General features: G+C 67.1%; 22 protein-coding genes and 1 pseudogene. 11 read left to right on the plus strand and 12 right to left on the minus strand.

Annotated elements, in window-relative coordinates; all coding sequences use genetic code 11:
- Window positions 1–74 precede the first annotated feature (74 nt).
- The 3 genes from AQ619_RS01900 to AQ619_RS01910 all read right to left on the minus strand — a co-directional run bounded on the left by AQ619_RS01900 (window position 75) and on the right by AQ619_RS01910 (window position 1,974).
- Entirely contained in the window at window positions 75–1,049 is a 975-nt protein-coding gene (locus tag AQ619_RS01900; RefSeq protein ID WP_062143491.1) for a tetratricopeptide repeat protein, read from the minus strand.
- A 139-nt stretch (window positions 1,050–1,188) separates the two neighbouring features.
- Entirely contained in the window at window positions 1,189–1,605 is a 417-nt protein-coding gene (locus AQ619_RS01905) for a DUF4870 family protein (RefSeq protein ID WP_062143493.1), read from the minus strand.
- 3 nt (window positions 1,606–1,608) lie between these two features.
- Window positions 1,609–1,974: a DUF4870 family protein gene (locus AQ619_RS01910; RefSeq protein WP_174515170.1), complete on the minus strand. Its 366-nt coding sequence runs from the start codon at window positions 1,972–1,974 to the stop codon at window positions 1,609–1,611.
- Between the two features lie 145 nt (window positions 1,975–2,119).
- Between AQ619_RS01910 and AQ619_RS01915 the strand changes: the two genes are divergently transcribed.
- The 3 genes from AQ619_RS01915 to AQ619_RS01925 all read left to right on the plus strand — a co-directional run bounded on the left by AQ619_RS01915 (window position 2,120) and on the right by AQ619_RS01925 (window position 7,177).
- Window positions 2,120–4,129 (plus strand): TonB-dependent receptor, encoded by a 2,010-nt coding sequence (locus tag AQ619_RS01915; RefSeq protein WP_062143496.1) that lies wholly within the window; start codon window positions 2,120–2,122, stop codon window positions 4,127–4,129.
- Between the two features lie 91 nt (window positions 4,130–4,220).
- Window positions 4,221–6,653 carry a M1 family metallopeptidase gene (locus tag AQ619_RS01920; RefSeq protein WP_062143499.1) on the plus strand — a complete coding sequence of 811 codons (2,433 nt, stop codon included), beginning with the start codon at window positions 4,221–4,223 and terminating at the stop codon, window positions 6,651–6,653.
- On the plus strand, window positions 6,650–7,177 hold the full coding sequence (locus tag AQ619_RS01925; RefSeq protein WP_062143502.1) for a DUF6702 family protein: 528 nt from the start codon (window positions 6,650–6,652) through the stop codon (window positions 7,175–7,177). Before AQ619_RS01920 ends, AQ619_RS01925 begins: the two co-directional genes overlap by 4 nt.
- 22 nt (window positions 7,178–7,199) lie before the next feature.
- On the opposite strand, the gene AQ619_RS01930 is transcribed toward AQ619_RS01925, so the two are convergent.
- The 5 genes from AQ619_RS01930 to AQ619_RS01950 form a co-directional block, all read right to left on the minus strand.
- Window positions 7,200–7,751, minus strand: coding sequence for a hypothetical protein (locus AQ619_RS01930; protein WP_062143506.1), 552 nt, complete (start codon window positions 7,749–7,751; stop codon window positions 7,200–7,202).
- A 5-nt stretch (window positions 7,752–7,756) separates the two neighbouring features.
- Window positions 7,757–8,164, minus strand: coding sequence for a dihydroneopterin aldolase (gene folB / locus AQ619_RS01935; protein ID WP_166504115.1), 408 nt, complete (start codon window positions 8,162–8,164; stop codon window positions 7,757–7,759).
- 14 nt (window positions 8,165–8,178) lie between these two features.
- Window positions 8,179–8,931, minus strand: a complete 753-nt coding sequence (locus tag AQ619_RS01940) for an SDR family oxidoreductase (RefSeq protein WP_062143509.1) — start codon at window positions 8,929–8,931, stop codon at window positions 8,179–8,181.
- Window positions 8,932–9,087: 156 nt separating this feature from the next.
- Window positions 9,088–9,540 (minus strand): type II toxin-antitoxin system VapC family toxin, encoded by a 453-nt coding sequence (locus AQ619_RS01945; RefSeq protein ID WP_062143512.1) that lies wholly within the window; start codon window positions 9,538–9,540, stop codon window positions 9,088–9,090.
- Entirely contained in the window at window positions 9,537–9,794 is a 258-nt protein-coding gene (locus tag AQ619_RS01950; protein WP_207205011.1) for a type II toxin-antitoxin system Phd/YefM family antitoxin, read from the minus strand. Before AQ619_RS01950 ends, AQ619_RS01945 begins: the two co-directional genes overlap by 4 nt.
- 76 nt (window positions 9,795–9,870) lie before the next feature.
- Here AQ619_RS01950 and AQ619_RS01955 point away from each other — a divergent pair, with 76 nt between their 5' ends.
- From AQ619_RS01955 to AQ619_RS01965, 3 genes are all read left to right on the plus strand, one after another.
- The gene (locus AQ619_RS01955) at window positions 9,871–10,341 is read left to right on the plus strand and encodes an NUDIX domain-containing protein (RefSeq protein ID WP_062151171.1); all 471 of its coding nucleotides are present in this window, start codon (window positions 9,871–9,873) and stop codon (window positions 10,339–10,341) included.
- Between the two features lie 104 nt (window positions 10,342–10,445).
- Complete coding sequence (locus AQ619_RS01960; protein WP_062143519.1) at window positions 10,446–11,885, plus strand: aldehyde dehydrogenase family protein; 1,440 nt, start codon at window positions 10,446–10,448, stop codon at window positions 11,883–11,885.
- 387 nt (window positions 11,886–12,272) lie between these two features.
- Window positions 12,273–12,716, plus strand: a complete 444-nt coding sequence (locus AQ619_RS01965; RefSeq protein ID WP_062143522.1) for a GNAT family N-acetyltransferase — start codon at window positions 12,273–12,275, stop codon at window positions 12,714–12,716.
- 259 nt (window positions 12,717–12,975) lie between these two features.
- Here the strand turns inward: AQ619_RS01965 and AQ619_RS01970 are convergent, their stop codons facing one another.
- Entirely contained in the window at window positions 12,976–13,908 is a 933-nt protein-coding gene (locus AQ619_RS01970) for a CPBP family intramembrane glutamic endopeptidase (protein WP_062143525.1), read from the minus strand.
- Between the two features lie 268 nt (window positions 13,909–14,176).
- Between AQ619_RS01970 and AQ619_RS01975 the strand changes: the two genes are divergently transcribed.
- Together AQ619_RS01975 and AQ619_RS19290 are read left to right on the plus strand one after the other, a co-directional pair.
- A complete protein-coding gene (locus tag AQ619_RS01975) occupies window positions 14,177–16,063 on the plus strand; it encodes an AMP-binding protein (RefSeq protein ID WP_062143528.1) in 1,887 nt (628 codons plus the stop codon).
- Window positions 16,050–16,202: pseudogene (locus AQ619_RS19290) on the plus strand (hypothetical protein); the annotation flags it as partial. The gene AQ619_RS01975 and the pseudogene AQ619_RS19290, both read left to right, overlap by 14 nt.
- A gap of 38 nt (window positions 16,203–16,240) precedes the next feature.
- Here AQ619_RS19290 and AQ619_RS01980 read toward each other — a convergent pair.
- Window positions 16,241–18,658: a M28 family metallopeptidase gene (locus AQ619_RS01980; RefSeq protein WP_062143531.1), complete on the minus strand. Its 2,418-nt coding sequence runs from the start codon at window positions 18,656–18,658 to the stop codon at window positions 16,241–16,243.
- Window positions 18,659–18,825: 167 nt separating this feature from the next.
- A complete protein-coding gene (locus AQ619_RS01985) occupies window positions 18,826–21,342 on the minus strand; it encodes a TonB-dependent receptor (RefSeq protein WP_062143534.1) in 2,517 nt (838 codons plus the stop codon).
- 258 nt (window positions 21,343–21,600) lie between these two features.
- On the opposite strand from AQ619_RS01985, the gene AQ619_RS01990 reads away from it, so the two are divergent.
- Window positions 21,601–23,064, plus strand: a complete 1,464-nt coding sequence (locus AQ619_RS01990) for a protein adenylyltransferase SelO (RefSeq protein ID WP_062143537.1) — start codon at window positions 21,601–21,603, stop codon at window positions 23,062–23,064.
- Window positions 23,065–23,154: 90 nt separating this feature from the next.
- A complete protein-coding gene (locus AQ619_RS18965) occupies window positions 23,155–23,292 on the plus strand; it encodes a hypothetical protein (protein WP_166504117.1) in 138 nt (45 codons plus the stop codon).
- Window positions 23,293–23,325: 33 nt separating this feature from the next.
- Here the strand turns inward: AQ619_RS18965 and AQ619_RS01995 are convergent, their stop codons facing one another.
- Window positions 23,326–24,531, minus strand: coding sequence for a winged helix-turn-helix domain-containing protein (locus tag AQ619_RS01995; RefSeq protein ID WP_062151174.1), 1,206 nt, complete (start codon window positions 24,529–24,531; stop codon window positions 23,326–23,328).
- Window positions 24,532–24,636: 105 nt separating this feature from the next.
- Here AQ619_RS01995 and AQ619_RS02000 point away from each other — a divergent pair, with 105 nt between their 5' ends.
- A complete protein-coding gene (locus AQ619_RS02000) occupies window positions 24,637–25,491 on the plus strand; it encodes an aldose 1-epimerase (protein ID WP_062143540.1) in 855 nt (284 codons plus the stop codon).
- Window positions 25,492–25,587: the final 96 nt, after the last annotated feature.

A 25,587-nucleotide genomic window follows, 5' to 3' on the forward strand; every position in this document is an offset into this window, starting at 1 on the left:
CTTTTGCAGCCGTGCTCGGTCGGCGGGCGAAAGATCCACGCCGAGCGCCCGAGTCCACAGGCTGCCGGCCCGGCTCAGGTCGCGATGCGGGCTTCCAGCTCGGCCAGTCTCTGGCGCGTGGACTCCAGGTCCGAGGAGAACCTTGTCGGATCGCGGGCCGCCAGACGGGCGGCGACGTCATAGCTTTCGCGATAGAGATCGAGGGCCCGCATGCGGTGGCCGCGGTCCTCACGCAGGTCGGCGAGGCGCTCCAGCGACACCGACAGTGCGCGCTGGGCGCCGGGGTCATGGGCCTCGCGCCCGCCGCTGGATCGACGCAGGGCCAGGGATTCTTCGAAGGCGGACAGGGCATCGTCCAGGCGGCCCTCGATCTCGGCCACATCCCCCACCCCGGCCAGGGTACCGGCCAGCAGTTCCATGGCATTGACGTCATTGGGGGCGGCGCGCAGGGCGTCGCGGGCATAGGAGGCGGCGGTTTCATAGGCCTCGGCGGCGTCGTCCAGCTGGCCTTGGCCGCGGGCGAAATCGCCCAGGTCGCGATGCACCGTGGCCAGTTCGCGGTCGCCGCGGGCGGCCGTCTTCATGGCCAGCAGCGCCCTGGCCGCGTCGTTCCAGGCTTCGGACCGGGTCAGGGCCACCATGCGCTCGCGCAGCTGGGCAAAGCTCTCGGCGGCCGCAGGCTTGGGCGGCGCAGCCGGTTGGGGCGGCGGTGGGGTTACGGGCGTCGCCTGGAGCACGGGCATGACGATCGGCGGGGCGTCGGCAACGGGCTCGGGCAGGAGCACCGGCATAGCGACCAGTCCGCTGTCGAGGTCCAGGGCGACCGGGCCCTTCCTGCGGGACTTGGGCTTGGGACGCGGGGTCAGGGCGGCGACGACGAGTACTCCCCCGAGTATCGCCGCCGCCGCGCCGGCCAATGGTCGATGCGGCTCGAAAGGTCCGAGATCGAGATGCGCGGCCCAGCTTCCCAGCTGCCCCCAGCCTGCAACTACATATCCCGACGTCGCCAGGATCGTCCCCAAAATGATCCCTACGATGCGAGCCAGCATGCCGCCCCCTCCAAGACGTCCATTCGCCAGGAGGAACAGGTCAGCCGAGCGGGCCTGCGTCGTCGAGCCGTCTCAACTGGCAGGGGAAGTGGGTCTGGAAAGACGACGCGGGTGCGGGCAGCGCAGGCAGAGGCTGCCTTTAAATCAGCCATGTCCTGGGTCGCGGATAGGCTTCGCCCTTGGCCAGGTAGTAGATACCGGCGCCGCAGCGGATCGCAAACCACACCCCGACCAGGCCCATGATCATGACGCCGGCTGCCACGACCGGGATGCCGACCAGCAGAAGCGACAGGGGCAGGCCCAGGATGAACATCGCCAGGCCGATCAGGAACCAGCCGATGGTCAGCCAGAAGCTGCGGATGGCGAAGGTGTAGTGGCTCTCATTGATCGGTCCGGCCGCGCTGCGGTTGGCATAGGCGACGATCAGGCCGACCACCGTGGTGGCCGCGCAGCTGGCGAACCCCAGCAGGTAAAGCCCATAGACGACGGCCGGCAGGACCTTGTCCTCTTCGGCGCGGATCACGGGCGACGGGGCGGGAGCGGAGACATCGGTCATGACTCAGAGCATCCAGTTTTGCGGTGTGGGATAGGCCTGACCCTTGAGCAGATAGGACAGGCCGATGATGCAGCGCACGGCCAGCCAGACGCCGACCGCGGCCAGGATCACGAAGCCGATTCCGATCACGCTCAGCAGTCCGCCGGCCAGGGCAAACAGCAGCGACAGCCAGAAGGTGCGAATGGCGAAGACATAGTGGCTCTGCAGCCAGTCGGGCGCGCCCTTGCGGCTGACATAGGCCAGGATCACGGCGATGACGCTGGTGACGCCCCCGGTGATCAGCCCGCCCAGGGTCAGGGCATAGACGACGACCGGCAGGGTCTTGTCATCCTGCAGGGCCGGTGGAACGGCGGGGTCGAGATCGGTCACGGCGGGGCTTGTGTCCTGGAGAACAGCGTTGGCCCAAGGATCGTCCTTATCGACGGACGATGCAAATGAAGGTCCCGTAACCCTGCGTTTATCCAGACCATGCGGCCGCTCTTGGCGGATCACCGTCGGCTTGTTAGGCCACGGCATGTCACAGGCCCGACCACTTGCTCTCCTGCTGCTGGGGACCCTGTTCCCCCTCGCCGTGCCGGCCATGGCCCAGTCCCAGGAGGTCGAGCCGATCTCGGTCTGGGGGCGTCGCGCCCATGAGCTGGGTCGCGCCACCTCGGCGAGCGAGGGCCGCATTGCCTATGCTGACTTCGCGATCCGTCCGCTGCTGCGGCCGGCCGAACTGCTGGAAGCGGTACCGGGCCTGGCCGCGACCCAGCATTCGGGGGCCGGCAAGGCCAACCAGTACTTCCTGCGCGGCTTCAATCTGGACCATGGCACGGACCTCGCCGCCTCGCTCGACGGGGTGCCGCTGAACCTGCCGTCGCATGGCCATGGTCAGGGCTATCTCGATCTAAACATCCTGACCCCGGAGTTCGTCCACGACATCAGCTTCCGCAAGGGGCCCTATGCGGCCGAGAACGGTGACTTCGCGACCGTCGCCGCGGTCGCCTTCGAGACGGCGGATCACCTGCACGGCGACGGCCTGCAGGCCTGGGCGGGGCAGGACGACTATTATCGCATCGTCGGCTCCCGGGCGCTCAGTCCCGAGGTCATGGTCGCCGCCGACCTGTCCAGCGGGCGCGGGCCCTGGACCACGCCGGAGGACCTCAGCAAGGTCAATCTGCTGGGCCGGGCCCTGGTCGGAGGCTGGTCTGTCACGGCCCTGGCCTATGATGCCCGTTGGACGGCCACTGACCAGATCCCGCGCCGGGCCGTCGAGGCTGGCACCCTCGGCCGCCTTGACACACTGGACGCAACGGATGGCGGAGAGACCTCGCGCTACATCGTCTCGGTCCGCCGCCGCGATCTGCTGAACGGCCTCGACACAGTGGTCTATGCCCAGCGCTATCGGCTCGACCTGTTTTCGAACTTTACCTATGCCCTCGAAGATCCGGTCCATGGCGACCAGTTCCAGCAGGTCGACCGGCGCTGGATCTATGGCGGGGCCCTGACCAAGCGCTGGGCGCTCGGCGACGGCTGGAGCGCCCGGACCGGCATTTCCGCCCGGGTCGATGATATCGGCAAGGTCGGCCTCTATCGCACGACAGCCCGGATCCGGCGGGCCACCGTCCGTCAGGACGCCCTGACGGAATGGTCCGCGGCCGTATGGGGCGAGGCCTCACGGGACCTGGGCCGGCTGGACGTCACCCTGGGCCTGCGCGCCGATGCGATGGGGGCCCGGGTCGAGGCCGGCGATCCGCGCAATTCGGGAACCGTCTCCGAGGTCCTGCTCAGCCCCAAGCTGGCCCTGGCCTGGCGGCTGTCAAAGGCCTTTGAGCTCTATGCCAATGCCGGGCGGGGCTTTCACTCAAATGATGCCCGCGGGGCGGTGATCACCGTCGATCCGGCCAGCGGCGCGGCGGCTGAACCGGCCCCGCTGCTGTCGCCTTCCGACGGCGCGGAACTCGGACTGCGCTGGCAGGTCAGGACCCTGACCCTGACGGCGGCGGCCTGGGCGCTGAAGGTCGATTCGGAACTGGTCTATGTCGGCGACGCCGGCTTCACCGAGGCCAGCGGTGCGACCCGCCGCCGGGGCCTTGAGCTCATGGCCGACTGGCGGCCCAACGAGCGCCTGAGCCTGTCGGGCGCCTATGCCGCCACCCATGCCCGCTTCACCGGTGATCCGCCCGAAGGCGACCGGATTCCCAATGCCATAGGCGAGGTTATCAGCGCCGGTGCCACCTGGCGGATGTCGGACGCTTCGACCCTGTCCCTGACCTGGCGGCGTCTGGGCTCGGCGGCCCTGGTTGAGGACAATTCGCTGCGCTCGCGGCCCAGCAGCCTGGTCAATGCCCTGTTCGTCCAGAGCCTGGGGCCGGCCAGCCTGATGGTCGAGGTGCTGAACCTGACCGACAGCCAGGCCGACGACATCGCCTATGCCTATGCCTCGCGGCTGCCGTCCGAGCCCGCAGGCGGAGTGGAGGATGTCCACTTCCATCCCGTCGAACCGCGAACGCTGCGGGCAGGGCTAAAGATCAACTTCTGACCACGGACGACAAAAAACAGGGTGATTTTCTCCGCGACCCTCGCCAAGGTCCCGCCGTGACTTCACACGGGCGGCCATGTCCAGGGGGCTTTTGAACTTGTCCAAGCGTTCTATCCGTTACGCCGTTGCCGGCGTTATCGCTGCGGCGCTCGCCGTGTCCCTGACTTCCGTCGCCCAGGCGGACGCCATCCGGCAGACCAAGGCCCCGTTCGACGACAAGTTCCGCCAACTGGAAGGCGAGGACTGGCCGACCCCGACGGACTATCGCAACGCTGCGGGCGCGCCGGGCTATCGCTACTGGCAACAGAAGGTCGATTACGACGTCGCCGTTCGCCTGGATGAAGACTCCAAGCTGCTGACCGGCAAGGCTTCGATCACCTATCGCAACAATTCGCCCGACAGCCTCCCTTATCTGTGGCTGCTGCTCGACCAGGACTACAAGCGCGACTCGATCAGCAAGTTGACCGAGACCGTCTCGGGCGACAGCATCAGCCTGGGTCAGGTCCGCCGCATCCAGCGCTTCAAGGAGTGGGAAGGCGGCTTCACGATCAAGTCGGTGAAGGACGCCCAGGGCCGTCCGCTGAAGTTCACTGTCGTCGACACCCTGCTGCGCGTTGATCTGCCGTCCGCCGTGCGCGCCAATGGCGGCGAGACGAAGCTGACGATCGAATGGTCGCTGCCGATGGTCGAGAACAAGGTCGTCGGCGGCCGCAGCGGCTATGAGTGCTTCACCGGCAAGGGCGAGGACGGCAACTGCATCTATGAGGGTGCCCAGTGGTTCCCCCGCCTGGCGGTCTATTCGGACTATGAGGGCTGGCACAACAAGGCCTTCCTCGGGGCCGGCGAGTTCACCCTGGAGTTCGGTGACTACCGCGTTGCCCTGACCGTGCCGTCCGACCACGTAGTCTCGTCGACCGGCGTGCTGCAGAACCCGGCCGCCGTGCTCAGCGCCGCCCAGCGCGAGCGTCTGGCCAAGGCCCGCACGGCCAGTGAGCCCGTCTATGTGGTCACGCCCGAAGAGGCCCTCGCGGCCGAGAAGGGCAAGGCCAAGACCGAGAAGACCTGGATCTTCCAGGCCAGCAATGTCCGCGACTTCGGCTGGGCCAGCTCGCGCAAGTTCGTCTGGGACGCCCTGGGCGTGAAGCAGGAAGACCCGTCGGCCGAGCATCCGGTCGTGATGGCGATGTCCTTCTTCCCCAAGGAGGCCCGCCCGCTATGGGACGCCTATTCGACCAAGTCGATCGCCCACACCCTGAAGGTCTATTCGGACTTCACCTTCGCCTATCCCTATCCGGTGGCCCAGTCGGTCAACGGTCCGGTCGGCGGCATGGAATATCCGATGATCAGCTTCAACGGCCCGCGGCCGGTGAAGGACAAGAAGACCGGAGCCCTGACCTATACCGAGCGCGCCAAGTACGGCCTGATCGGCGTGGTCATCCACGAGGTCGGCCACAACTATTTCCCGATGATCGTCAATTCCGACGAACGCCAGTGGACCTGGATGGACGAGGGCCTCAACAGCTTCCTCGAATTCCAGGCCGAGGTGCAGTGGGACAAGAAGTATCCCGCCCGTCGCGGCGAGCCCAAGGACATCGTCGAGTACATGGTCAGCCAGGACCAGGTGCCGCTGATGACCCAGTCGGACTCGGTGATCCAGTTTGGCCCGAACGGCTATTCCAAGCCGGCCACGGCTCTGGTGATCCTGCGCGAGACCATCATGGGTCGCGAACTGTTCGACCGGGCGTTCAAGGAGTATTCCAACCGCTGGCGCTTCAAGCACCCGACCCCGTATGACTTCTTCCGCACCATGGAAGAGTCCTCGGGTGTCGATCTCGACTGGTTCTGGCGCGGCTGGTTCTACTCGACCGACCATGTCGACATCGCGCTGGACAAGGTCGTCAAGGCCCGCCTGGACAGCGGCGATCCCGATGTCGAAGCCGCCGTGCGCAAGGCTGCGAACGCCATCGAGCCGGAGTCCCGCACCGCCGCCAACAACAGCGGCACGACGGTCATCGACCGCGACCCCAAGGTCCGCGACTTCTACAATGCCAATGACCAGTTCACGGTGTTCGAGAGCGCGCGCAAGAAGGCCAAGTCGGCCCGTGAGGACCTGACGCCCGAGGAGCAGGCCGCCCAGGACCTCAAGGACAATCTCTACCGCTTCACCTTCCGCAACATCGGCGGGCTGGTGATGCCGGTGATCGTCAAGATGGACTTCACCGACGGCACCAGCGAGACCGTCCGCATCCCGGCCGAGATCTGGCGCAAGAATTCGCGGCAGGTGACCTGGCAGCACGTCTCGCCCAAGGAACTGAAGGGAGCCCAGATCGATCCGCTCTGGGAAACTGCCGACGCCGATCGCGGCAACAATATCTATGAGGGTGCCATCACGCCCCTGACCCTGAAGATCCAGAAGGCACCGGATGCGACCAACCGCATGAAGGACGCCAATCTCAAGGTCGAGCCCGGCGGTCTGGGAACCCTTCCGGCGGAAGAGCCCAAGAAGGATGAAGGCTCCAAGTGATCGCCCGCGCGGCCGCCCTTTGGCTGGCGGCAGGACTCGTCCTGGCCCCGCTGCCGGCGGCCGCGCATCGGGGCCATGGCGTGCTGAGCGTCGTGGAGATCGACGCCCGGACGGGCGGGGTCCGGGTCAGCCACCGGGTCGCGGCCCATGATGCTGAACCTGCCCTGGCCCAGATCGCCCCGGAGGCCCAGGCCAGCCTCGACGATCCTGACGCGGTCGAGGCCCTCAAGGCCCATATGGGCGAGACCTTCGCCCTGGCGATCAACGGTGAAACGGTGAGCCTGACCCTGAAGGACCTCACCCTGGGGGCGTCCGAGGTCCGCTTCGAGTACAGCGGCCAGACGCGTCCCTCAGATGTGACCGGCCCCGTCGACGTGCGGGCCGCGATGTTTGCCGATGTCTATGGCGACGAGGTCAACCAGGTGAACATCCGCCGGCTGGGCATCACGCGCACCCTGGTGTTCAGCGGCGCGGAGGCCGATGAGGTTCAGAGACTCGACGCCCTGGTGCTCGAGACCCGCTGAGGGCCGGCAGGTCATTTCGCGTTTAGGGCAGAAGGTCCCGGGGCGGGTCGCGCGGATCGAAGCCGTCGCCGCGCGACAGCCAGGGCAGGGCAGCCAGCAGCAGCAGCAGGACGAAGCCCATGCGGGCGGCCATGTCGATGCCGACGGCCGCCATGCCGGCCCCCAGTGACGAGGCCAGGACCGCTACCGTTCCCAGGGCCAGCAGACCCATGACCCAGGTCAGGGCCGGGCGGGCTTCGATGCGGGCCAGGTCAAAGCGGGCGTTCGGGGCGACCTCGGCGGCCTGGCGCGACAGGGTGCGGACAAAGGCCGAGAAGCTGTCCAGCCGGTCCTCGGTCTGTCCGGGGGCCACATAGCTCTGGGCGATGATCACCATCCGGGCGCGGCCAAAGCTCAGTTGCAGCACCCGCCGACGGCCGCCCCTGGGCGGCGCGGCCAGGCGAAACCGGGTCAGGGCACTCAGGGGAAAGCCGCGTACGCCCTGTCCGCGCGTCTCGACCAGTGTCCCGTCCTGCAGCGTCCACACCGTCTGCGGCTGGAAGGGCGCAAGGCGGGCGCTGTGGGTCGGGATCATGCGCGCTAGGCCCGGACGGCGGTGATCTCGACACCGGCAGCAGCGGCGTGGGGGGCCAGGGCCAGGGGCTTTTCGACCCGGACCCGGGCGCGGGTCACGCGACTGTCGCTGAAACAGGCCTGGGCCAGGCGTTCGGCGAAGGTCTCGACCAGATCGATATGGCCCTCGTCAGCGATGGACCGGGCGGCCTGGCCGATGGTCTCATAGTTGACGGTGTCGCCCAGGCGCTCGCAGTGGCTGGCGGCGACGTCCAGTTCGACATCGATCACCAGGGGCTGGCGGCGGCCATGCTCGTGGTCATAGACCCCGATCCAGGCCTCGACCTTGAGTGCGCGCACAAAGACCTTGGTCACGATCACCCGGGCAACGGGCGCTGCGTCGGCGGCGGTTTCAGCGAGGGGGGAGGCGGCCAAGCGGTGCGCCTTTCTTAAGGTGCGACGATGTCGGGCGTGCGCCAGCCCAGATGCTGACCGGCGTCCACGGCGATCATCTGGCCCGTGACCGACCTTGCGTCAATCAGATAGCGCAGGGCGGCGGTGACGTCGTCGGGAGTGGCGCGGCGTTGCAACAGGGTGCCGGCAGCCTCGGCCTCGAACTCGCCGGGAGCCTGGTGGACATTGGGCAGGGTCGGGCCGGGCCCGATGGCATTGACCCGGATGCGCGGGGCAAGGGCCTGGGCCAGGGTCTGGGTCGCCCACCACAGGCCGGCCTTGCTGAGGCTGTAGCTGAAGAACTGCGGATTGGGCCGCCAGACCCGCTGGTCGACCATATTGACGATCAGGCCTTCCAGATCGTCGGGCAGGGCCATGGCGAAAGCCTCGGCCAGGACCACGGGCGCGCGCAGATTGGTCTCGAGATGGGCGTCCCAGCGAGCCCGGTCCAGCGAACCGACCCGGTCATCGTGAAAGGTGGAGGCGCTGTTGACCAGCAGGGTCACCGGGCCGAGCGTCGCGGCGCGGGGAATCAGGCCGGCGACCTGGTCTTCGTCAGAAAGGTCGGCCGATACCGCGATACCGCGACGGCCAAGCGCCTTGATCCCGGCCAGGGTCTCGGTGGCTTCGTCGGCGGCCCCGCGATGGTGCACGGCGACATCAAAACCGGCGCGCGCGGCCTCAAGGGCCAGGGCCTGGCCGATCCGGCGTCCGGCGCCGGTGACCAGGGCCGTCCCGCGCGCGGTCACGGGATTCAGTCGATGCGGCCGAACTCGAAATAGTTCAGGGCCACGAGAACGCCGATGAAGACGCTGATGACGAGGATCGCGATCATGACGCGGCTCCGGCTAGGATTAGGACTATAGCGGCTTTAGCGAGGCGCGGTGTCCGGGGCAAGAGCGGGTTCACGCCAAAGGAAAATCGGCAGGATCGTCGGTCCAGGGATTGAATAGCGGCGCGCCGCTGTCCTGGACGTCGCGGGTGTTGCGGGTGACCAGAAACAGGTCGTGTTCCAGGGCCGTGGCCGCCAGCAGGGTGTCGATCACCGACGGCGCGTGACCCGTGCGCAGCTTCACCGCGCCCGAGATCTTGCCCCAGCGGCGCACCACCGGATCGCTGACCGACAGGACCCGTCCGGCGAACCGCCCGGCCAGGGCGTCGCGAGCGGCGATATAGCGCGAGCGGTCGGGATGATCGGTCGCCAGGTTGTGGATGCCCTTGTCGTATTCGCCCAGCGACAGAACGCTGATGAACATCCGCGCCTCCGGCTGACCTGCGGCCCAGGCCTTGACGCTGGGAGCGCCGTTCGGATTGATCAGGGCGGCGATGACATTGGTGTCGACCAGCCAGCCCTTCACAGGTCGAGATCTCGCCCAGAATCGGGTTCGCGCTCCACATCGAGCCCATCCAGATGCAGGCCTTCCAGAAACGAGACCAGCGACAGACGGGCCGGATCGGGCGGCGACAGGCGTTCAAGATCCTCGATGCTCATCACCACCACGGCGTCCTTGCCGCGCACGGTCACCCTTTGCGGGCCCTGGCTGCGGGCCAGACGCACCACCTCGCTGAAGCGGGCCTTGGCGTCTTCCAGTTTCCAGCTGAGATCGCCCATGGCAGACTCCATCTGACTAGCTAGTCAGATGATAGTTCGGATGGGCCAGACGGGCAAGGGCGGCTATCCTCCCCCCATGCTCTGGCGTCGACACATCGAACCCTTCACCCGACCTCTGGTCTATGCCTGGTTTCGCTGGAAGCGGGGGCTGACTCTGGGGGTGCGCGGGCTGGTCACCGATGGTGAGGGCCGGGTGCTGCTGGTCCAGCACACCTATATCCCCGGCTGGTACATGCCCGGCGGCGGGGTCGAGCGGGGCGAGACGGCGGAGCTCGCCCTGGAGCGCGAACTGCAGGAGGAGGCCGGGGTGCGGGTTCTGGCCCGGCCGGTCCTGCAGTCGGTGCACTCCAACGAGACCCACCATCCCCGCGACCATGTCCTGGTCTATCGGGTAACGGCCTGGGAGCCTTGCCAGGCCTCGGCCCAGGGCGAGATCCATGCGGTCGGCTGGTTCGCCCCGGACGCCCTTCCCGACACCATCAGCCCCGCCACCCGCCGCCGAATCTCAGAGGCTCTGGACGGGATCGACAGCGATGTGATGTGGTGAGGGCTTCCCACATGAACGCCGATCATTAAAATGGTTGTTTGAACAAGGCCCGCCGCTTCCCAAATCAGAGCGGACCTAATTCCCATAAAGGGCAGGAGCACGGCATGCGCGACTACACCAAGTTCTATATCGACGGGGCCTGGGTCGATCCGGTCGCGCCCAAGACTCTGGACGTGATCAATCCGGCCAATGAAGAGGTCTGCGGACGGATCTCGATGGGCGGCGTCGCCGATGTCGACAAGGCCGTGATGGCCGCCCGCCGCGCCTTCGAGACCTTCAGCCTGACCAGCCGCGAAGAGCGGATCGATCTGCTGGAGCGCATCGTCGCCGAATACATGAAACGCTTCGAGGACATGGCCAAGGCCATCACCGAAGAGATGGGCGCCCCCGCCTGGCTGGCCCAGCGCGCCCAGGCTGCCATGGGCATCGGCCACGTCCAGACCGCCATCGCCGTCCTCAAGAACTACAAGTTCGAGGAAGATCGCGGCACGACCCGGATCGTCAAGGAGCCGATCGGCGTCTGCGCCTTCATCACGCCGTGGAACTGGCCCGTCAACCAGATCGCCTGCAAGGTCGCCCCGGCCCTGGCCACCGGCTGCACCATGGTGCTGAAGCCCTCGGAAATCGCCCCGTTCAGCGGCTATATCTGGACCGAGATCCTGCATGCCGCTGGCGTCCCGGCCGGCGTCTTCAACCTGGTCAATGGCGACGGCCCCACGGTCGGCGCAGCCCTGTCCAGCCATCCTGAAGTCGACATGGTCTCGTTCACCGGTTCGACCCGGGCCGGCATCGAGGTGGCCAAGAACGCCGCCCCGACCGTCAAGCGCGTCCACCAGGAGCTGGGCGGCAAGAGCCCTAACATCATCCTCGAGGACGCCGACTTCCAGCGCGCCGTCACCGGCGGCATCGCCTCGGTGATGATGAACTCGGGCCAGTCGTGCAATGCCCCGACCCGCATGCTGGTGCCGGGCAAGAAGATGGACGAGGTCATCGCCATCGCCCGCGCCGCCGCCGAGTCCCACACGGTGGGCGACCCCAACGGCAATTCCAAGATGGGACCCGTCGTCTCCGACGTGCAGTGGAACAAGATCCAGGGCCTGATCCAGAAGGGCATCGATGAAGGCGCCACCCTGGTCAGCGGTGGCGTCGGCCGTCCCGAGGGTCTGGACAAGGGCTACTACGTCAAGCCCACCGTCTTCGCCAATGTCACCAACGAGATGACCATCGCCAAGGAAGAGATCTTCGGCCCGGTCGTCGCCATCCTCGGCTATGACACGGTCGACGAGGCCGTGAAGGTCGGCAACGACACCGAATATGGCTTGGCGGCCTATATCTCGGGCGGCGACGAGGCCCAGATCCGCAAGGTGGCCAGCAAGCTGCGCGCCGGCCAGGTCAATATCAACGGTGCCGGCCCCGACATGATGGCCCCGTTCGGCGGCTACAAGATGAGCGGCAACGGCCGCGAATGGGGCGACCACGCCTTTGGCGAGTTCCTCGAGACCAAGGCGATCCTCGGCTATTCGCCGAAGGTGGCGGCGGAGTAGAGCTCTAATTCTGAGTTTGAGAGTTTGAGGGGGCGGGGTCGAAAGGCTCCGCCTCTTTTCTCTTGTGGTCCAGACCGGCGATCGTCTGGCCGTGAGATGAAGGGCCGGCTCCCTTCGGCGCGAAGGGGCGTCAGGACGCGAGCTCCTGAATTCCCGCTCTCCCCGGCGAAAGCCGGGGCCCAGATCGAAGTCTGGGAGGTCGGGGCGACTGGCCAGGTCGGAAGTCGCGCCATCCCCAGACGTTCAGGCTGAATCTGGGTCCCGGCGTTGGCTCCGCCGCGCTTCGCGTCGCCGGGAAGAGCGGGTTTGGAGAGTGGTGCGGGCCTGTCGGGAGGTCTGGGCCGCACCCGAATTGCCGGGCTTCCACCGCCGGACTAACCTCACGCCATGATCACCCTGCGCCGTCTCCGCCCCGATGAAGGTCCCGCCGCCGCAGACCTGCACCGTCGCGGCGGTGCGCTGATCCCGGGCTATGACACCTCGCTGCATACGGCGGAGGAATATGTCGTCTTCTACCGCGACAGGGTGATGGTCGACGGACCGGTCTGGGGCGCGTTCGAGGGCGAGGTCCTGCGCGGTCACATCGCCCTGCTGCCGGGCTGGATCGACCATCTCTATGTCGATCCGGACTTTCAGGGGCTTGGGATCGGCAGCGCCCTGGTCCGGCTCGCCCAGGCGGAGCAGGAAGAGCTGCGGCTCTATACTTTCCAGGCCAATGCCCGGGCCAGGGCGCTCTATGAGCGGCACGGCTTTGTGGTCGAGGAGCTGACCGACGGCACGCGCAACGAAGAGAAGATGCCCGATGTGACCTATCACTGGCGGCGGGGGTGACACGCGACGATGATCCTCGCGCCGTGAGGTGACCGTTGCCTGCCTCTGGGCGAAGGGACGGCAAGTCGCAATCCCTACAAAATCCCCGTCATTCCCGCCCATGTGGCGGGAACCTCTCTGTCCACCGCAGATGCAGGAGAGGCGAAGCGCCCGCGCACTTCGCTTGCGCCTCACGTGTCAGCTGAACCAGGGGTTCCCGCCACAAGGGCGGGAATGACGGGAGGGTTTAGGGTGGTGGGAGGGAGGAAAAGGGCCAGCCCTATCCCAGCCCCGGCGCCGAATAGCGTGCGCCCTGGCGCAGGGTGCCGGTGACGAGGAAATAGACCACGCCGGCCAGCAGCACGATGCTGGTTGCCACGCTGGCTTCCGGACCAAAGGCTCCGCCGGTCAGCCACCAGGCAGCGCCCTGGGCCGGGGCGAGGTCGACGACCAGGCTCTGGACGGCGATCTTGCCGCCACTGACATCGAGACCAAAGCCGACGCCCAGCAGGGTGTTCCATATCGAGTGCCAGGCGCAGACGCCCCACAGGGAGCCTTCCTTGATCGCATAGAGGCTGATCATCACGGCAAACAGCACCAGATTGACCAGGGCCAGGGCCAGTTCGGGCGACGGTTCGATATTGCCGGCATGCAGCAGGGCGAAGATCAGCGAATTGATGATCACGGCGATGACCAGGCCATGGCGCGAGGCCACCAGCTGCATCAGCCAGCCGCGCAGCATCAGCTCCTCGGTCGCGCCCTGGATCATGAAGCCGCCGAAGATGCAGAGGATCGGCAGGAACAGGGCGAGGGTCGGACCGCTCCAGACGCCGAAACCTTCGATCCGGTAGCCGCCCAGGGCACAGGCCAGGCCGATCGCGGCGAACAGGAAGCCGGCACCGACCAGCAGACCGCGGCCATAGCGCAAAAGGGCGTCGCCGTTCAGTCCGAGGGTGGCCGGCGAGCGGCGCTCGAACAGCCAGGCCCAGGCCAGGATCAGCAGGGCCGTGAAGCCAAAGCCCAGAAGCTGGATGGTCAGGGGCTGCCACTGGGTGGCCAGATCGGCCTGGTGAAAGCCCATCGGCTTGAGGATGCCGAAGATCGTCAGCAGCTGGCCGGCGATGAAGAACAGCACGATCAGCGGGATCGCGGCCGCCGTCCAGGTGCGGCGATGGCGCGACGTGCGCGCGGCATAGAGTTCGATCTGTTTCATGATCTAATACAGGCGGTGTGTTCGCCTTACCAATCTGTAATGATGGGTGGTTGCTGCGTGTATTAGCGTCGAAAATAAGGTCTTGTGTATTTAAATATTTGTCACCTGAGGCCGACTGTCCTTGGTTGTCTTGGCAGGGCTCGGCCGCCCCTGATCCTGCTGGGGCGGCGGCGGTCGCGTTTCGACCATGAGCCACCTTGCCGTTCGCCGGCATTGCGCTAACGTCTCGCCCCAAAGAGAACAATGATAACCTACAGGGAGCGAGACCATGACGCCTGCGGATGGCGCGTCGCCTTTGCGCGATGTCAGCACGGTGGCTTTCAAGCCTCTGGCGATGAAGGGCCCCGAGGTCAGTGTCGACTATCGGCCGGACGGCTCACTGGTCATCACCTCCAACCATGCGCCGGGTGAGGGGCCCCGCTCCATCGCCCACCTGCTGGCCCAGAAGGCCGGCGAGCATCCTGACCGCCCCTATCTGAAGCAGCGCGAACCCGGCCATGGACCCTGGCGGTCGGTGACCTATGGCCAGGCCCAGAGGGCGGTCGAGGGGATCGCCCAGTTCCTTCTGGACGGCGGTGGGCAGCTGGACCGGGGCCTGACCCCGGGCGACAGCGTGATGATCCTGTCGAGCAACTCCATCGAGCACGCCCTGATGACCCTGGGGGCCTATGCCGCCGGTGTCCCGGCCGCGCCGGTCAGTCCGGCCTACAGCCTGACTTCCAGCGACCTTGCCAAGCTCAAGCACTGTTTCGACAAGGTGGCCCCGCGCGTGGTCTTCGCCCAGAGCGGCGCGATGTTCGCCAGGGCTCTGGAGACCCTGAAGGCCCTCGACCCGACCCTGGTGGTGATCACCGCCGACGGCACAGGCGAGGGTGCCCTGGACTTCGCCCGGATCGCGGCCACCGTCCCGACGGCGGCCGTCGCGGCGGCGCGCGAGACCCTAGGTCCGGCGACGGTGGCCAAGTACCTGTTCACCTCCGGCTCGACCGGCATGCCCAAGGCGGTGCCCCAGACCCACGGGATGATGGCCGGCGTGATCGCTGGCCAGGACGGCCTGAAGCTGGAGGAACCCGAAACCGGCGAGGTGCCCCAGAGCCTGGAATGGATGCCCTGGAGCCATATTTCGGCCGGCAATATCGGCTTCAACGCGGTGATCTGGGGCGGTGGCACCCTGCATATCGACGAGGGCAAGCCCTTACCGGGGATGTTCGAGACCACGATCAAGAACCTCTATGAGGTCTCGCCCAACGTGTTCGGCTCGGCCCCGATCGCCTTCTCCATGCTGGCCGAAGCCATGGAAAAGGACCCGGTGCTGCGCGCCTCGTTCTTCAAGAACCTGCGCTATATGGGCTATGGCGGGGCGACATTGTCCAATGACGTCTATACCCGCATCCAGGCCCTGGCGGTGGCGGAAACCGGCCAGCGCATTCCTCTGACCACCATGTACGGTGCGACTGAAACCCAGGGCATTACCGTCACCCACTGGATCACCGAGCGGGTCGGGCTGGTCGGCCTGCCCCTGCCGGGCATCCAGCTGAAACTGGCCCCCAGCGGCAGCAAGTTCGAGGTGCGGGTCAAGGGCCCGACCGTGGCGGCGGGCTATCACAAGGATCCGGAAAAGACGGCGGCGGCCTTCGACGAAGAGGGTTTCTACCGGCTTGGGGACGCGGCGCGGTTCGTCGATCCGGAAGACCCGGCCAAGGGCCTGGTCTTTGACGGGCGGGTGACCGAGGACTTCAAGCTCGACAGCGGCACCTGGGTCAGTGTCGGGGTCCTGCGCCCGGACCTGGTCGCTGCATGCAGCCCCTATGTCCATGACGCCGTGATCTGCGGTCAGGACAAGGGTTTCGTCGCGGCGCTGTTCTGGCCTTCGCCGTCCGGCCTGATGGCCCTGGCCGCCGAGCCGGGCCCTGGTACGCCGATCGAGCGGCTGGTGGCCCTGTTGCGTGAACGGCTGGCGGCTTTCAATGCGACAGCCGGCGGCTCGTCGCGCCGCATCGGCCGTTTCACCATCATGACCGAGCCGCCCTCGATCGATGCCGGCGAGATTACCGACAAGGGCTATGTCAACCAGCGCGCTACCCTCGAGCGCCGCGTGGCCCTGGTCGAGGCGCTGTACGTCAATCCGCCGCCAGAGGGCGTTGTGGCGGTCTGAAGGCTGTCACGCTGCTTGGCTTTCGTCGGGGAGAGTCGCCCTCGCCCTTCGACAGGCTCAGGGTGAGGGCGACTGTTGGGCTCGGCTCTCACCAAATCCTCATCCTGAGCTTGTCGAAGGAGGCGGATTTCCATCGAGATCGGCACCTGTACACAAGGTGAAGACAGTCCTCTTGAATCACCAGGCCAGCCGGGCATGGGCCAGGACTGCCGTCTTGTCCGACATGCCGGTGGCCATCAGCTCGGCCGGCTTGGCGGGGGGAGCCGCGGCCTCGATCGGCCAGCCGTCGCGGAACTCCATGACCTCAGCCTCGACCCGGCCCGTGGCTTCGGACGTGAAGCTGAGCGTGACGCCATTGGGATCGGGGGCATGGTAGGTCAGGGTCGACCAGCTGTCGGGCTGGCTGACCAGGGTGATCGGCCGGCCGTTCAGTCGCGGATCGTGCAGTGCGGTCGAGGCACGGATCTTCAGACTCAGGACCTCGGTACCCGCACCGGGGATGACGCGGACGATCAGGCGGTCGCCCGAACGTTCAGCGGTCAGGATCGGCGGCGGTACCGGCACGGCGCGGGTCTCGGCCATCCAGGTCGGCTTGGACAGGAACGGTTCGAGGGTCTGCTGCTTCAGGTCTACCCCGCCGTCGGCGATCAGGACCTCGCGGGTCCAGGCGTCCAGCTGGGGCAGGGTTGAGACCCGCCAGGCGCGACCGGTCGAGGGGTCGGCAAGGTGGTGGGCCTCGGTCAGGTTGGGCCGGTCGGCCGAGGCGGCCGGCATGGCTGCGGTCACGACCAGACCCAGTCCGGTCACGGCCAGCAGGACCACCCCGCGCCAGCCCCAGGGAGACTCGGCGAAATCGAAGGTGATCGGCACCAGGGCGGGCGCGGCCAGCAGCACGAACACCGCCAGAACGGCGGGCTCCATCAGGCCGATGCCGGCGAAGGTCCAGGCTCCCCAGGCGGTCAGCTGGGCGACGGTGAGGGTCGCCAGCACCCCCATGACCAGGGTCATGGCCAGGGCGACGCGGCGATCGCGGGTCCCGCCCAGGCCCATGGCCAGCGTCGCGCCGAGGGCAGCGACCAGCAGCGGCCAGACCAGCATCACGGTCGCCCCGGGAGCCAGGATCTGGGCCGCCAGGGACGCCAGCAGCAGGGTCACCAGACCGCCGATCCAGACTCCCAGCACCCCGACCTTCCGGCCGAGAGAGGCCCAGACCAGCACCGCCACCGCGACGCCCAGGCCCAGACCCACGGGATCAAAGCCCCCGGTCAGGCTGCAGGCCCCGCCCAGGGCCAGGGCGGCCAGGCTCGGCCAGATCCGCCGCGCGCCGCGGGCCTGGGCCGTGATGACCAGCAGGCCGGTCCCGACGCCCAGGGCCCCGGCCCCGAGCAGCAGCAGATCAAAGCGACCCAGGATGTCATAGAGCCTCTGGCCGTCCCCGACCTGGAGCAACCGCCCCAGCAGGTGCAGGACCAGGGCGCTGGCCAGCAGCAGCAGCAGCGCGCCAGCTACGCCCTTGACGATCTCGAGCCCGGTGACGCCGCCACCGGTCAGGGCCCGCCAGGCGACAAAGCCGATCAGGGCCGTTGCCAGAACCAGCAGGGCCCAGCCCACGGTCGTCGAATAGCTGATCAGGATCAGGCCGAGGATGTCGGAATAGATCACATTGGGGCTGCGGGCCGGCAGGCTCTGGGCGTCGGCCAGGGCCCGGGCGACCGGCAGGACCTGGTCGCCCATATGCTGCAGGCTACCCTGGTCGAGGCGCTCGGGCGTCGACAAGGGCGTATGATAGGCCAGCTGGTTGTCGATCAGGGCGAAGTTCAGGCCCGGCAGGCCGGCCTTCAGTGCATGGGTGAAGTCGGTGTCATTGGGCATGCGCTCATAGACGGTCGAGGCCAGGGAATTGGCCGACGGGCCAACCGCCTCACGGGCCATCAGGGCCAGCAGTTCGCCATTGTCCGGGCCCGTCTGGAACATGGCCGCGCGGCCGGCGTCGCCCCGTGTCTCCATGTTCAGCACCATCCCGACCTTACGGGCGGTGGGGTCGCGGGCAAAGAAGGCGTCAGCGCCCAGCAGGCCCGCTTCCTCGCCCTCGGTGAACAGGAAGATCACGTCACGGGCCGGCACGGGACCGGCCTTCAGGGCGCGGGCGATCTCCAGGGCGGCGGCCACGCCCAGGGTGTCGTCAGCGGCTCCGGGCGAGTTGTGGACGGTATCGTAGTGGCTCATCACCAGCAGCGCCGGCAGCTCGCGGTCCTGTCCCGGCAGGATGCCGACCACATTCTGTACCGCCGCCACGCCCAGCGAGCGGCCGTCGTCGGAATAGGGGCGGAAGCCCTCGCCGGGGCGGACCGAAACTTCCAGGCCCAGAGCCCCGATCCGGGTCAGGAGATGATCCCGCACCCGGACGATTTCGGCCGAACCGGTCGGGTGGGGGCGCTGGGCGATGGCCCGCACGTCCTCCATGGCCCGGCCGGCGGAGAAGGCGGTGTCGGCGGCGGAAACGCCTACCGGCTGGGGTGCCTTCTGAGCCAGGGTGCCCAGACCGAGGCCGATGGCCAGGCAGATCCAGAAACCCAGTATCCTGATCGTCTTCACGGCCTGCCTCCGGGTCGGGCGAATCCCCACAAGAGGTTGCGTCGGGTCGGGCCGGATCGGAAGGCCTAAAGAAAAAGGGCGACCCGGTTGCCCGGATCGCCCCTTCCTCATCCGAAAGCCAGAGGCCCTGCTCGCCTTGGTAAGCGGGCCTCCAGATCCCCTCCCGGTTAGAACCGTGCCCGCAGGGTCACGCCGTAGGTACGGGGCGCGCCGAGGAAGGCGTTGTAGGTCAGGCTGTCATTGGCCGGCACATAGGTGGCGCTGGCGGCGCTCAGGCCCGACGAACCCTGCAGGGGGCCATTGAAGCCGACCTGGGTGTATTCTTCGTCGAGGATGTTCTGGCCCCACAGTTCCACGGCCCAGGCGTCGCTGGCGGCGCCGAAGCCGATGCGGGCATTGACCACCGTATAGGCTTCCTGGGTCTTCGGCTTGAGCAGGTCCGAACCGGTGATGTAGTCCGACGAATACTTGGCGCCGACATTGAAGCGGGCCTTGTAGTTGTCGCCCACCGGACGCTCATAGGTCAGCGAGCCGGAGGCCGAGTACAACGGGGCCAGCGACAGACGGTTGCCCGGCAGCAGGGCCAGCGAATTGCCCGGATCGTTCGGGACCTTGTCGTCGCCGTACTCGGTCTTGGCATATGTAAAGCCGCTCTGGACGACCAGGCCGCGCACCGGGGTGAACCACAGGAAGTCGGCGTCGACGCCCTGCGAGGTCACTTCCGGGATCGAACGCACAACGAACGAGGTGCCCAGGAAGGTGTTCAGCTGGAAGTCCGTGTACTTCTGATAGAAGCCCGTGACGTTCAGCAGGACCGAACGGTTGAACAGGGTATTCTTCAGGCCGACTTCGTAGCTGTCGACAAATTCGCCTTCGAACGAGGTGTCATAGATCGGCAGAACGCCACTGACACCGCTTTGCAGCCCGTTGGACGACTGGGTGCGGTCGAGGTTGTAGCCGCCGCCCTTGTAGCCGCGGGCGAACGAGGCGTAGCTGAACACTTCCGGCGAGAAGCGGTAGGCCGCCTTGATCGTGCCCGACCATTCCCGGTCAGTGCGCGACTGGTCGGTGTGGCGGTTGTGGAACAGGGGGTTGGCCCAGGGCAGGCAGAGGTTGCCGACGATGGTCGGCGTGGCCGCTGCACCGACGATGCCGGCGATGCGGGCCTGACCGGCCGGCGACAGGGCGATGCCGCAGCCGACGCCGCCGTCCGAGTTGGACTGGTTGGTGCTCACCTCCTTCTTGTCGGCGCTGTAGCGCAGACCGGCGGTGATGCCGAAGGCTTCCGTGAACTGGTAGGTGTTGCTGGTGAACAGCGCGACGGTCTTGGCGCGCTGGCTGTAGGCGTCCCGCAGGCCCTGGCCGGGCGTGAAGGTGGTGTTCGGCGCGCGACCGGTCAGCAGGGCGACGAAGTTGGCGATACCGGCCGGGTTGGCCGCCGAGCGCGACAGCAGTCGGCCCATATACTGCTCGTAGTCATTGCCGAACAGGAAGTTGGACTTGGTGTCGAGCTTCTCGTCGGCCAGGAAGGTGCCGACCAGCCAGTCGAGGTTGCCGGTCTTGCCGGCCAGACGCAGCTCTTGCGAGTAGGTCGTGAACTCGCTGTAGTTGGTGCCGTCCTTGTTGCGATAGGTCACATCGGCAGTGGTGAAGTCGCTGTCCTGGCCGTTGTCGGTGCGCCAGTTGCGGATCGCGCTGATGGCGGTCAGCTCGCCGATCGGCAGGTCGATCGTGCCTTGCAGCGAGATGCCCTTGTCTTCGATCGACGACGGCGCGCCGCGGTTCGAATAGGCAACGCGGTCATAGGGCTTGGCGGTCGGAGCCACGGCAGTGCCGCCGCTGATCAGGTTCAGAATGCCGGCGGTCGGGCCGGTGCGGATCTGCACGGCACCGCAGCAGTTTTCGTCGCGCTTGGTGTAGTCGGCAATCAGCTTGAAGGTGGCTTCATCGTTCGGCACGAACAGCAGCTGGCCGCGAACGGTGTAGACGCCCTGGTCGGCATCTTGGTCGCGCTTGCTGGGGCCCTTGCCGGTGATGACGTCATTGTAGCCATCACGCTCGCGGGCGGCGACATAGAGGCGACCGGCGAGGGTTTCGGTGCCGAACAACGGGCCGGTCACCGAGGCTGCCAAGGCGTGGGCGTTGAAGTTGCCGATCGTCGCTTCAGCATTGGCCCCGAAGCCGAACTCCGGCTCCTTGGTGACGATGTTGATGACGCCGGCCGAGGTGTTCTTGCCGAACAGGGTGCCTTGCGGGCCCTTCAGGACTTCGATGCGCTCCATTTCGCCGAGGTCGCCGAACGACACGCCGTTACGGGGACGATAGACGCCGTCGATCACGACGCCGACCGAGCTTTCCAGGCCGGGGTTGTCGCCGACAGTGCCAACGCCGCGGACGCGGGCGGTGGTCGAGGCTTCCGACGACGTCGAGGTGACGGTCAGGCCGGGGGTCAGGATCGTCAGATCCTTGATGTCCTTGACGCCCGTGTCTTGCAGCAGCTTTGCACCGACGGCGGTCACCACGACCGGCACGTCCTGCAGGTTCTGCTCGCGCTTCTGGGCGGTGACGACAATGCTGTCGACGGTTTGGATGTCTGCTTCCTGCGCCGATGCGGCGCTGGCGGTGAACAGACCGGCAAGCACGACGGCAGACGCCGTGCTGCAGAGCACCTGGGTAAAGCGCATTTCCTACCTCGGTTCGTTGTGCCGCGAGCGCTTGCATCGCCGACGGCTGATTTTGTTTGGACTCATCCGAACGGCTGTTCGAACAGACGGGTCACGGTTACGGACGGCCGAGGGGCAGAGCAAGTTAAAACCCTTACAGGAAAGAGGATCGGTGGGCTCTGTTGCCGAGAAGCGACACGAATCTGTCACCATCCCGACGTGTGGAAAGCGCCCGGGACCGGACTTGCCAGACGGGGCCGTGGGGCTCATTTGCGGTGCATGACCCTTTCGCCCGCCTATCGCCCCGATCCGAAGTTCATGGCCCTGGGGCGCGACTTCGCCGATCCGGTTCAGCCTGCCGACTTTCCCATGACCCACCTGCGCTTTCGCAATGACCGGGCGGCGGCGACCGTGGGTCTGGAGGGCCTGTCGGATGCCGAATGGATCGCCGCCTTTGGCCGCTTTCAGCCCTTGCCGGGTAACCAGCCAGAGCCCCTGGCCATGCGCTATCACGGCCATCAGTTCCGATCCTACAATCCCGACCTCGGGGACGGCCGGGGTTTCCTGTTTGCCCAGCTCCGCGAACAGGACGGTGGTCCCGACAGGCCCGGTCGCCTGCTCGATCTGGCCACCAAGGGTTCGGGCCAGACCCCCTGGTCGCGCCAGGGCGACGGGCGGCTGACCCTGAAGGGCGGGGTGCGCGAGATCCTCGCCCCGACCCTGCTCGAGGCCCTGGGTGTGCCCACCTCGCGGGCCTTTTCGCTGATCGAGACCGGCGAGGAACTCCAGCGGGGCGATGAGCCCAGCCCGACCCGCTCGGCGGTTCTGACCCGGCTGTCCCACAGCCACATGCGCTTCGGCACCTTCCAGCGGCAGGCCTATTTCGAGCGGCCCGATCTGATCACCGTGCTCGTCGATCATGCCGTCGAGACCTACTATCCCCGTCTGGCCGACCAGCCGGATCGACCGGCGGTCCTGATGCAGGCGGTGGTTGAGGCCAGTGCCAGGCTGCTGGCCGGCTGGATGGCGGCCGGCTTTGTGCATGGGGTGCTCAATACCGACAACATGGTCGTGACCGGGGAGAGCTTCGACTACGGTCCCTGGCGGTTCCTGCCGCGCAATGACCCGAACTTCACGGCCGCCTATTTCGATCATTCGGGCCTCTACAGTTTCGGCCGCCAGCCGGAGGCGGTGTTCTGGAACCTGCAGCAGCTGGCCGCCTGCCTGACCCCCGTCACTGACCAGGCCGGGCTTCTGGCTGCCCTCAACGGGTTTTCTGACGCCTATCGCGAGGCGCTGCGGGCGGCAGTGCTGCGGCGACTGGCCGTGACATCGCGGGGCCCCCAGGCGGACATCGACCTGGTCAGCTCAGCTTTCAAGGCCCTGGCGGGCGGGGGTGATGTCCTGCGCTGGGAGCCCTTCTTCTTTGACTGGTTCGGCGGTCCTGCCTCGGAGGCTCGCGCCCTGGCCGGTCCCCGGGCCGCGCTCTATGGCCAGGAGGCCTTTGTCGACTTCCGGCGCCGGCTGGCGGACTTCGAGCCCGAGCGCCCGGAGCGACTGGATCACCCCGTCTTTGCCGCCCCGGAACCCGAAGAGTTGCTGGTCGAGGAGGTCGAGGCCCTGTGGGCCCCTATCGCGGCGGAGGACGACTGGTCGCCTGTCCGGGCCAAGCTGGAACGCCTCGAAGCTGCCCGGCAAGCCTATGGCTTCTCGGTCGGCGAACAAGAAAACGACGCAGTCTGAACTTTTCTGGACGGGTCCGGAACAATTGTCATGGTTCTGGCTTACGGCTTCTAAGTCGTACCGACCGGTGAGGCTTTGCGGAGAGACCCCATGCGCTTCTTCCATGCGATTGTTCAGCCTGTCATGCTGGTCGGCGCCGTCGCCATGTCGTTCATTGGCGCGCTTGGCCTGCCGGGTTGCGCCCGCGCCATCGGCGAGTGCCTGACCGAAAGCCGCGAAGTCGCCTGACACTTGGGCTTCGCCCGGGACCGGATGCCGTGATCAGGACCGCAAGGCCTCACTGAGTCGTCCGGACAGGTCACCTTTCTCGACCACGACGACGTCCGTCAGGCCCAGCCACCGCGCCATCAGCTGCAGCTCCTGCGCCAGGGCCCAGGCCGTCTGATCGTCGGCCGAGGGCTCGGCATGGGTCGCCTGGACCCGCAGGGCCCCGGCCTTGCGGTCGGCCTTCAGATCGACCCGTGCGGTCAGGGTCTCGCCCTGCAGAAACGGCAGAACATAATAGCCGTGGGTGCGCAGGTGGGCGGGGGTGTAGATCTCCAGCCGGATACGGGCGTTGAACAGCCGCTCGGTGCGCTCGCGAAACCAGATCAGGTTGTCGAACGGCGAGAGCAGGGCGCGGGCCTCGATCCTGCGGGGTCGTGCGGTGCCGGCAGCGACATAGGCCGTCTGGTCCCAGCCCTCGACCTGCGCCGGAATCAGGCCGCCATCCTCGACCAGCTCGGCGATGCGGGCCCGGCTCTCGGCGGGGCCCATGCGGAAATAGTCGCGCAGGTCGCGCTCGCTAGCCACGCCCGTGGCCCGGGCGGCGCGGGCGATCAGGGCGCGCTGGGCGTCCTCGCGGCTGGGCGTCGGTGTATTCAGCACCGGGGCGGGCAGCACCTGCTCCGGCGTGCCATAGACCCGCTCAAAGCCCGTACGACGCGTGGCGGTGGTCAGTTCGCCGGCCCAGAACAGGCATTCGACAGCGCGCTTGGCCTCGCTCCAGCCCCACCAGCCGCCGGGCCCCTTCTTCGCGCCGATGTCCAGTTCGCCCGCCGACAGGGGGCCCCGCTGCCGGATTTCCCCCAGTGCCTTGGCGATCAGGTCCGGGTGGCTGTCAAGGAAGCGGGCAACCCCCTTCCAGACCCCGACCCCGGCCCGGGCGTCGGCCATCCGCCAGCGCAGCAGGGGATGCAGGTCATGCGGCATCAGCGAGGCCTCGTGGCCCCAGTATTCCGCCAGGATGGGTTTCCGGCCCCAGGCTAGGTCTTCCAGATGCGCCCGCGGATAGTCCCCCAGGCGCGAGAACAGCGGCAGATAGTGCGAGCGCGACAGCACATTGACCGAGTCGATCTGGATCAGGCCCAGGGTCTCGATCGTCGACAGAACATGCCGCCGTCCGGGCGCGGCCGGGCGCGCCTTGCCAAATCCCTGAGCCGCCAGGGCCATGCGCCGCGCCGTGGCGGCGGAGAGTTTTTCGACCATGGTCAAGATTGAGCATCCGTCGGCGGGCCCCGGCAAGCGCATGCCGCTGGGAGCGTTACCATCCAGGGCTTGCCTCGGCCGCCGGAATGGCTCAACCGGAGGCCCATGATCGCCGTCGAAAAGGGCGCAGCGCGCCTCGAGCTCCTTCCCGATACCGCCGGTGCCGTGCGGCGCTTCAGCGTGGCGGGGCGGGACATCCTACTGGTTGCCCCGGAGGGCGCGAACGATGCCCTGCAGACGGCGCACTTCCCGCTCGTGCCGTTCTGCAACCGCATTCCCAAGGGCCGGTTCACCTTCGACGGGCGCGAGGTGGTCTTGCCGCCCAATCTTGGCGACCATCCTCACGCCCTGCACGGCCAGGGCTGGCGTGGAGCCTGGACGGTCGACCCGGCCGCAGCCGGCCAGGCGGTGCTGTCCTATGATCACACACCCGGCGACTGGCCCTGGGCCTATCGCGCGGAGCAGCGGTTCGTACTGGGGGAGGCGAGCCTGCGGATTACGCTGTCGGTGACCAACAAGGGCGATCAGCCCATGCCCGCCGGCCTGGGCTTTCATCCCTATTTCCCTCTGCGTCCGGGCGAGCGGCTGAAGGCGGCTGTCGATGGCGTTTGGCTGATCGATCCGGACGTACTGCCAACCGTGCATCACCAGGGTGCCTGGGGGCCTGATTGGGTCAGCGGCGCGGGGGTCGCAGGCCATCCCGATCTGATTGACCATTGCTACACCGGCTGGGACCAGCGAGCCGAACTGAGTGCGCCCGGCCTGCCGACCACCACGATCACCGCGTCTGCAGACTGCCGCTGGCTGCACGTCTATGTCCCACCGGGTCAGGACTTCTACTGCGTTGAGCCCTGTGCCAGCCGGCCCAATCCGTTCGGTAAGGGTGAGACCGGGATGGTGACGCTGGCACCGGGCCAGACTCGCTCTGTGAGGATGGAAATCGCGACCGGTTCGGATTGAGTCAGCGGACCCAAGTCCTGCGCCCAGTTTGCAGTGGTCAAACCCGGCTGCCGGCGGGCAGAATTATGCGGGCGCGCCGGTTCAGGAGGTTTGGTG

This window comes from Caulobacter henricii (genome assembly GCF_001414055.1).
GTDB classification, from domain to species: Bacteria; Pseudomonadota; Alphaproteobacteria; order Caulobacterales; family Caulobacteraceae; genus Caulobacter; species Caulobacter henricii.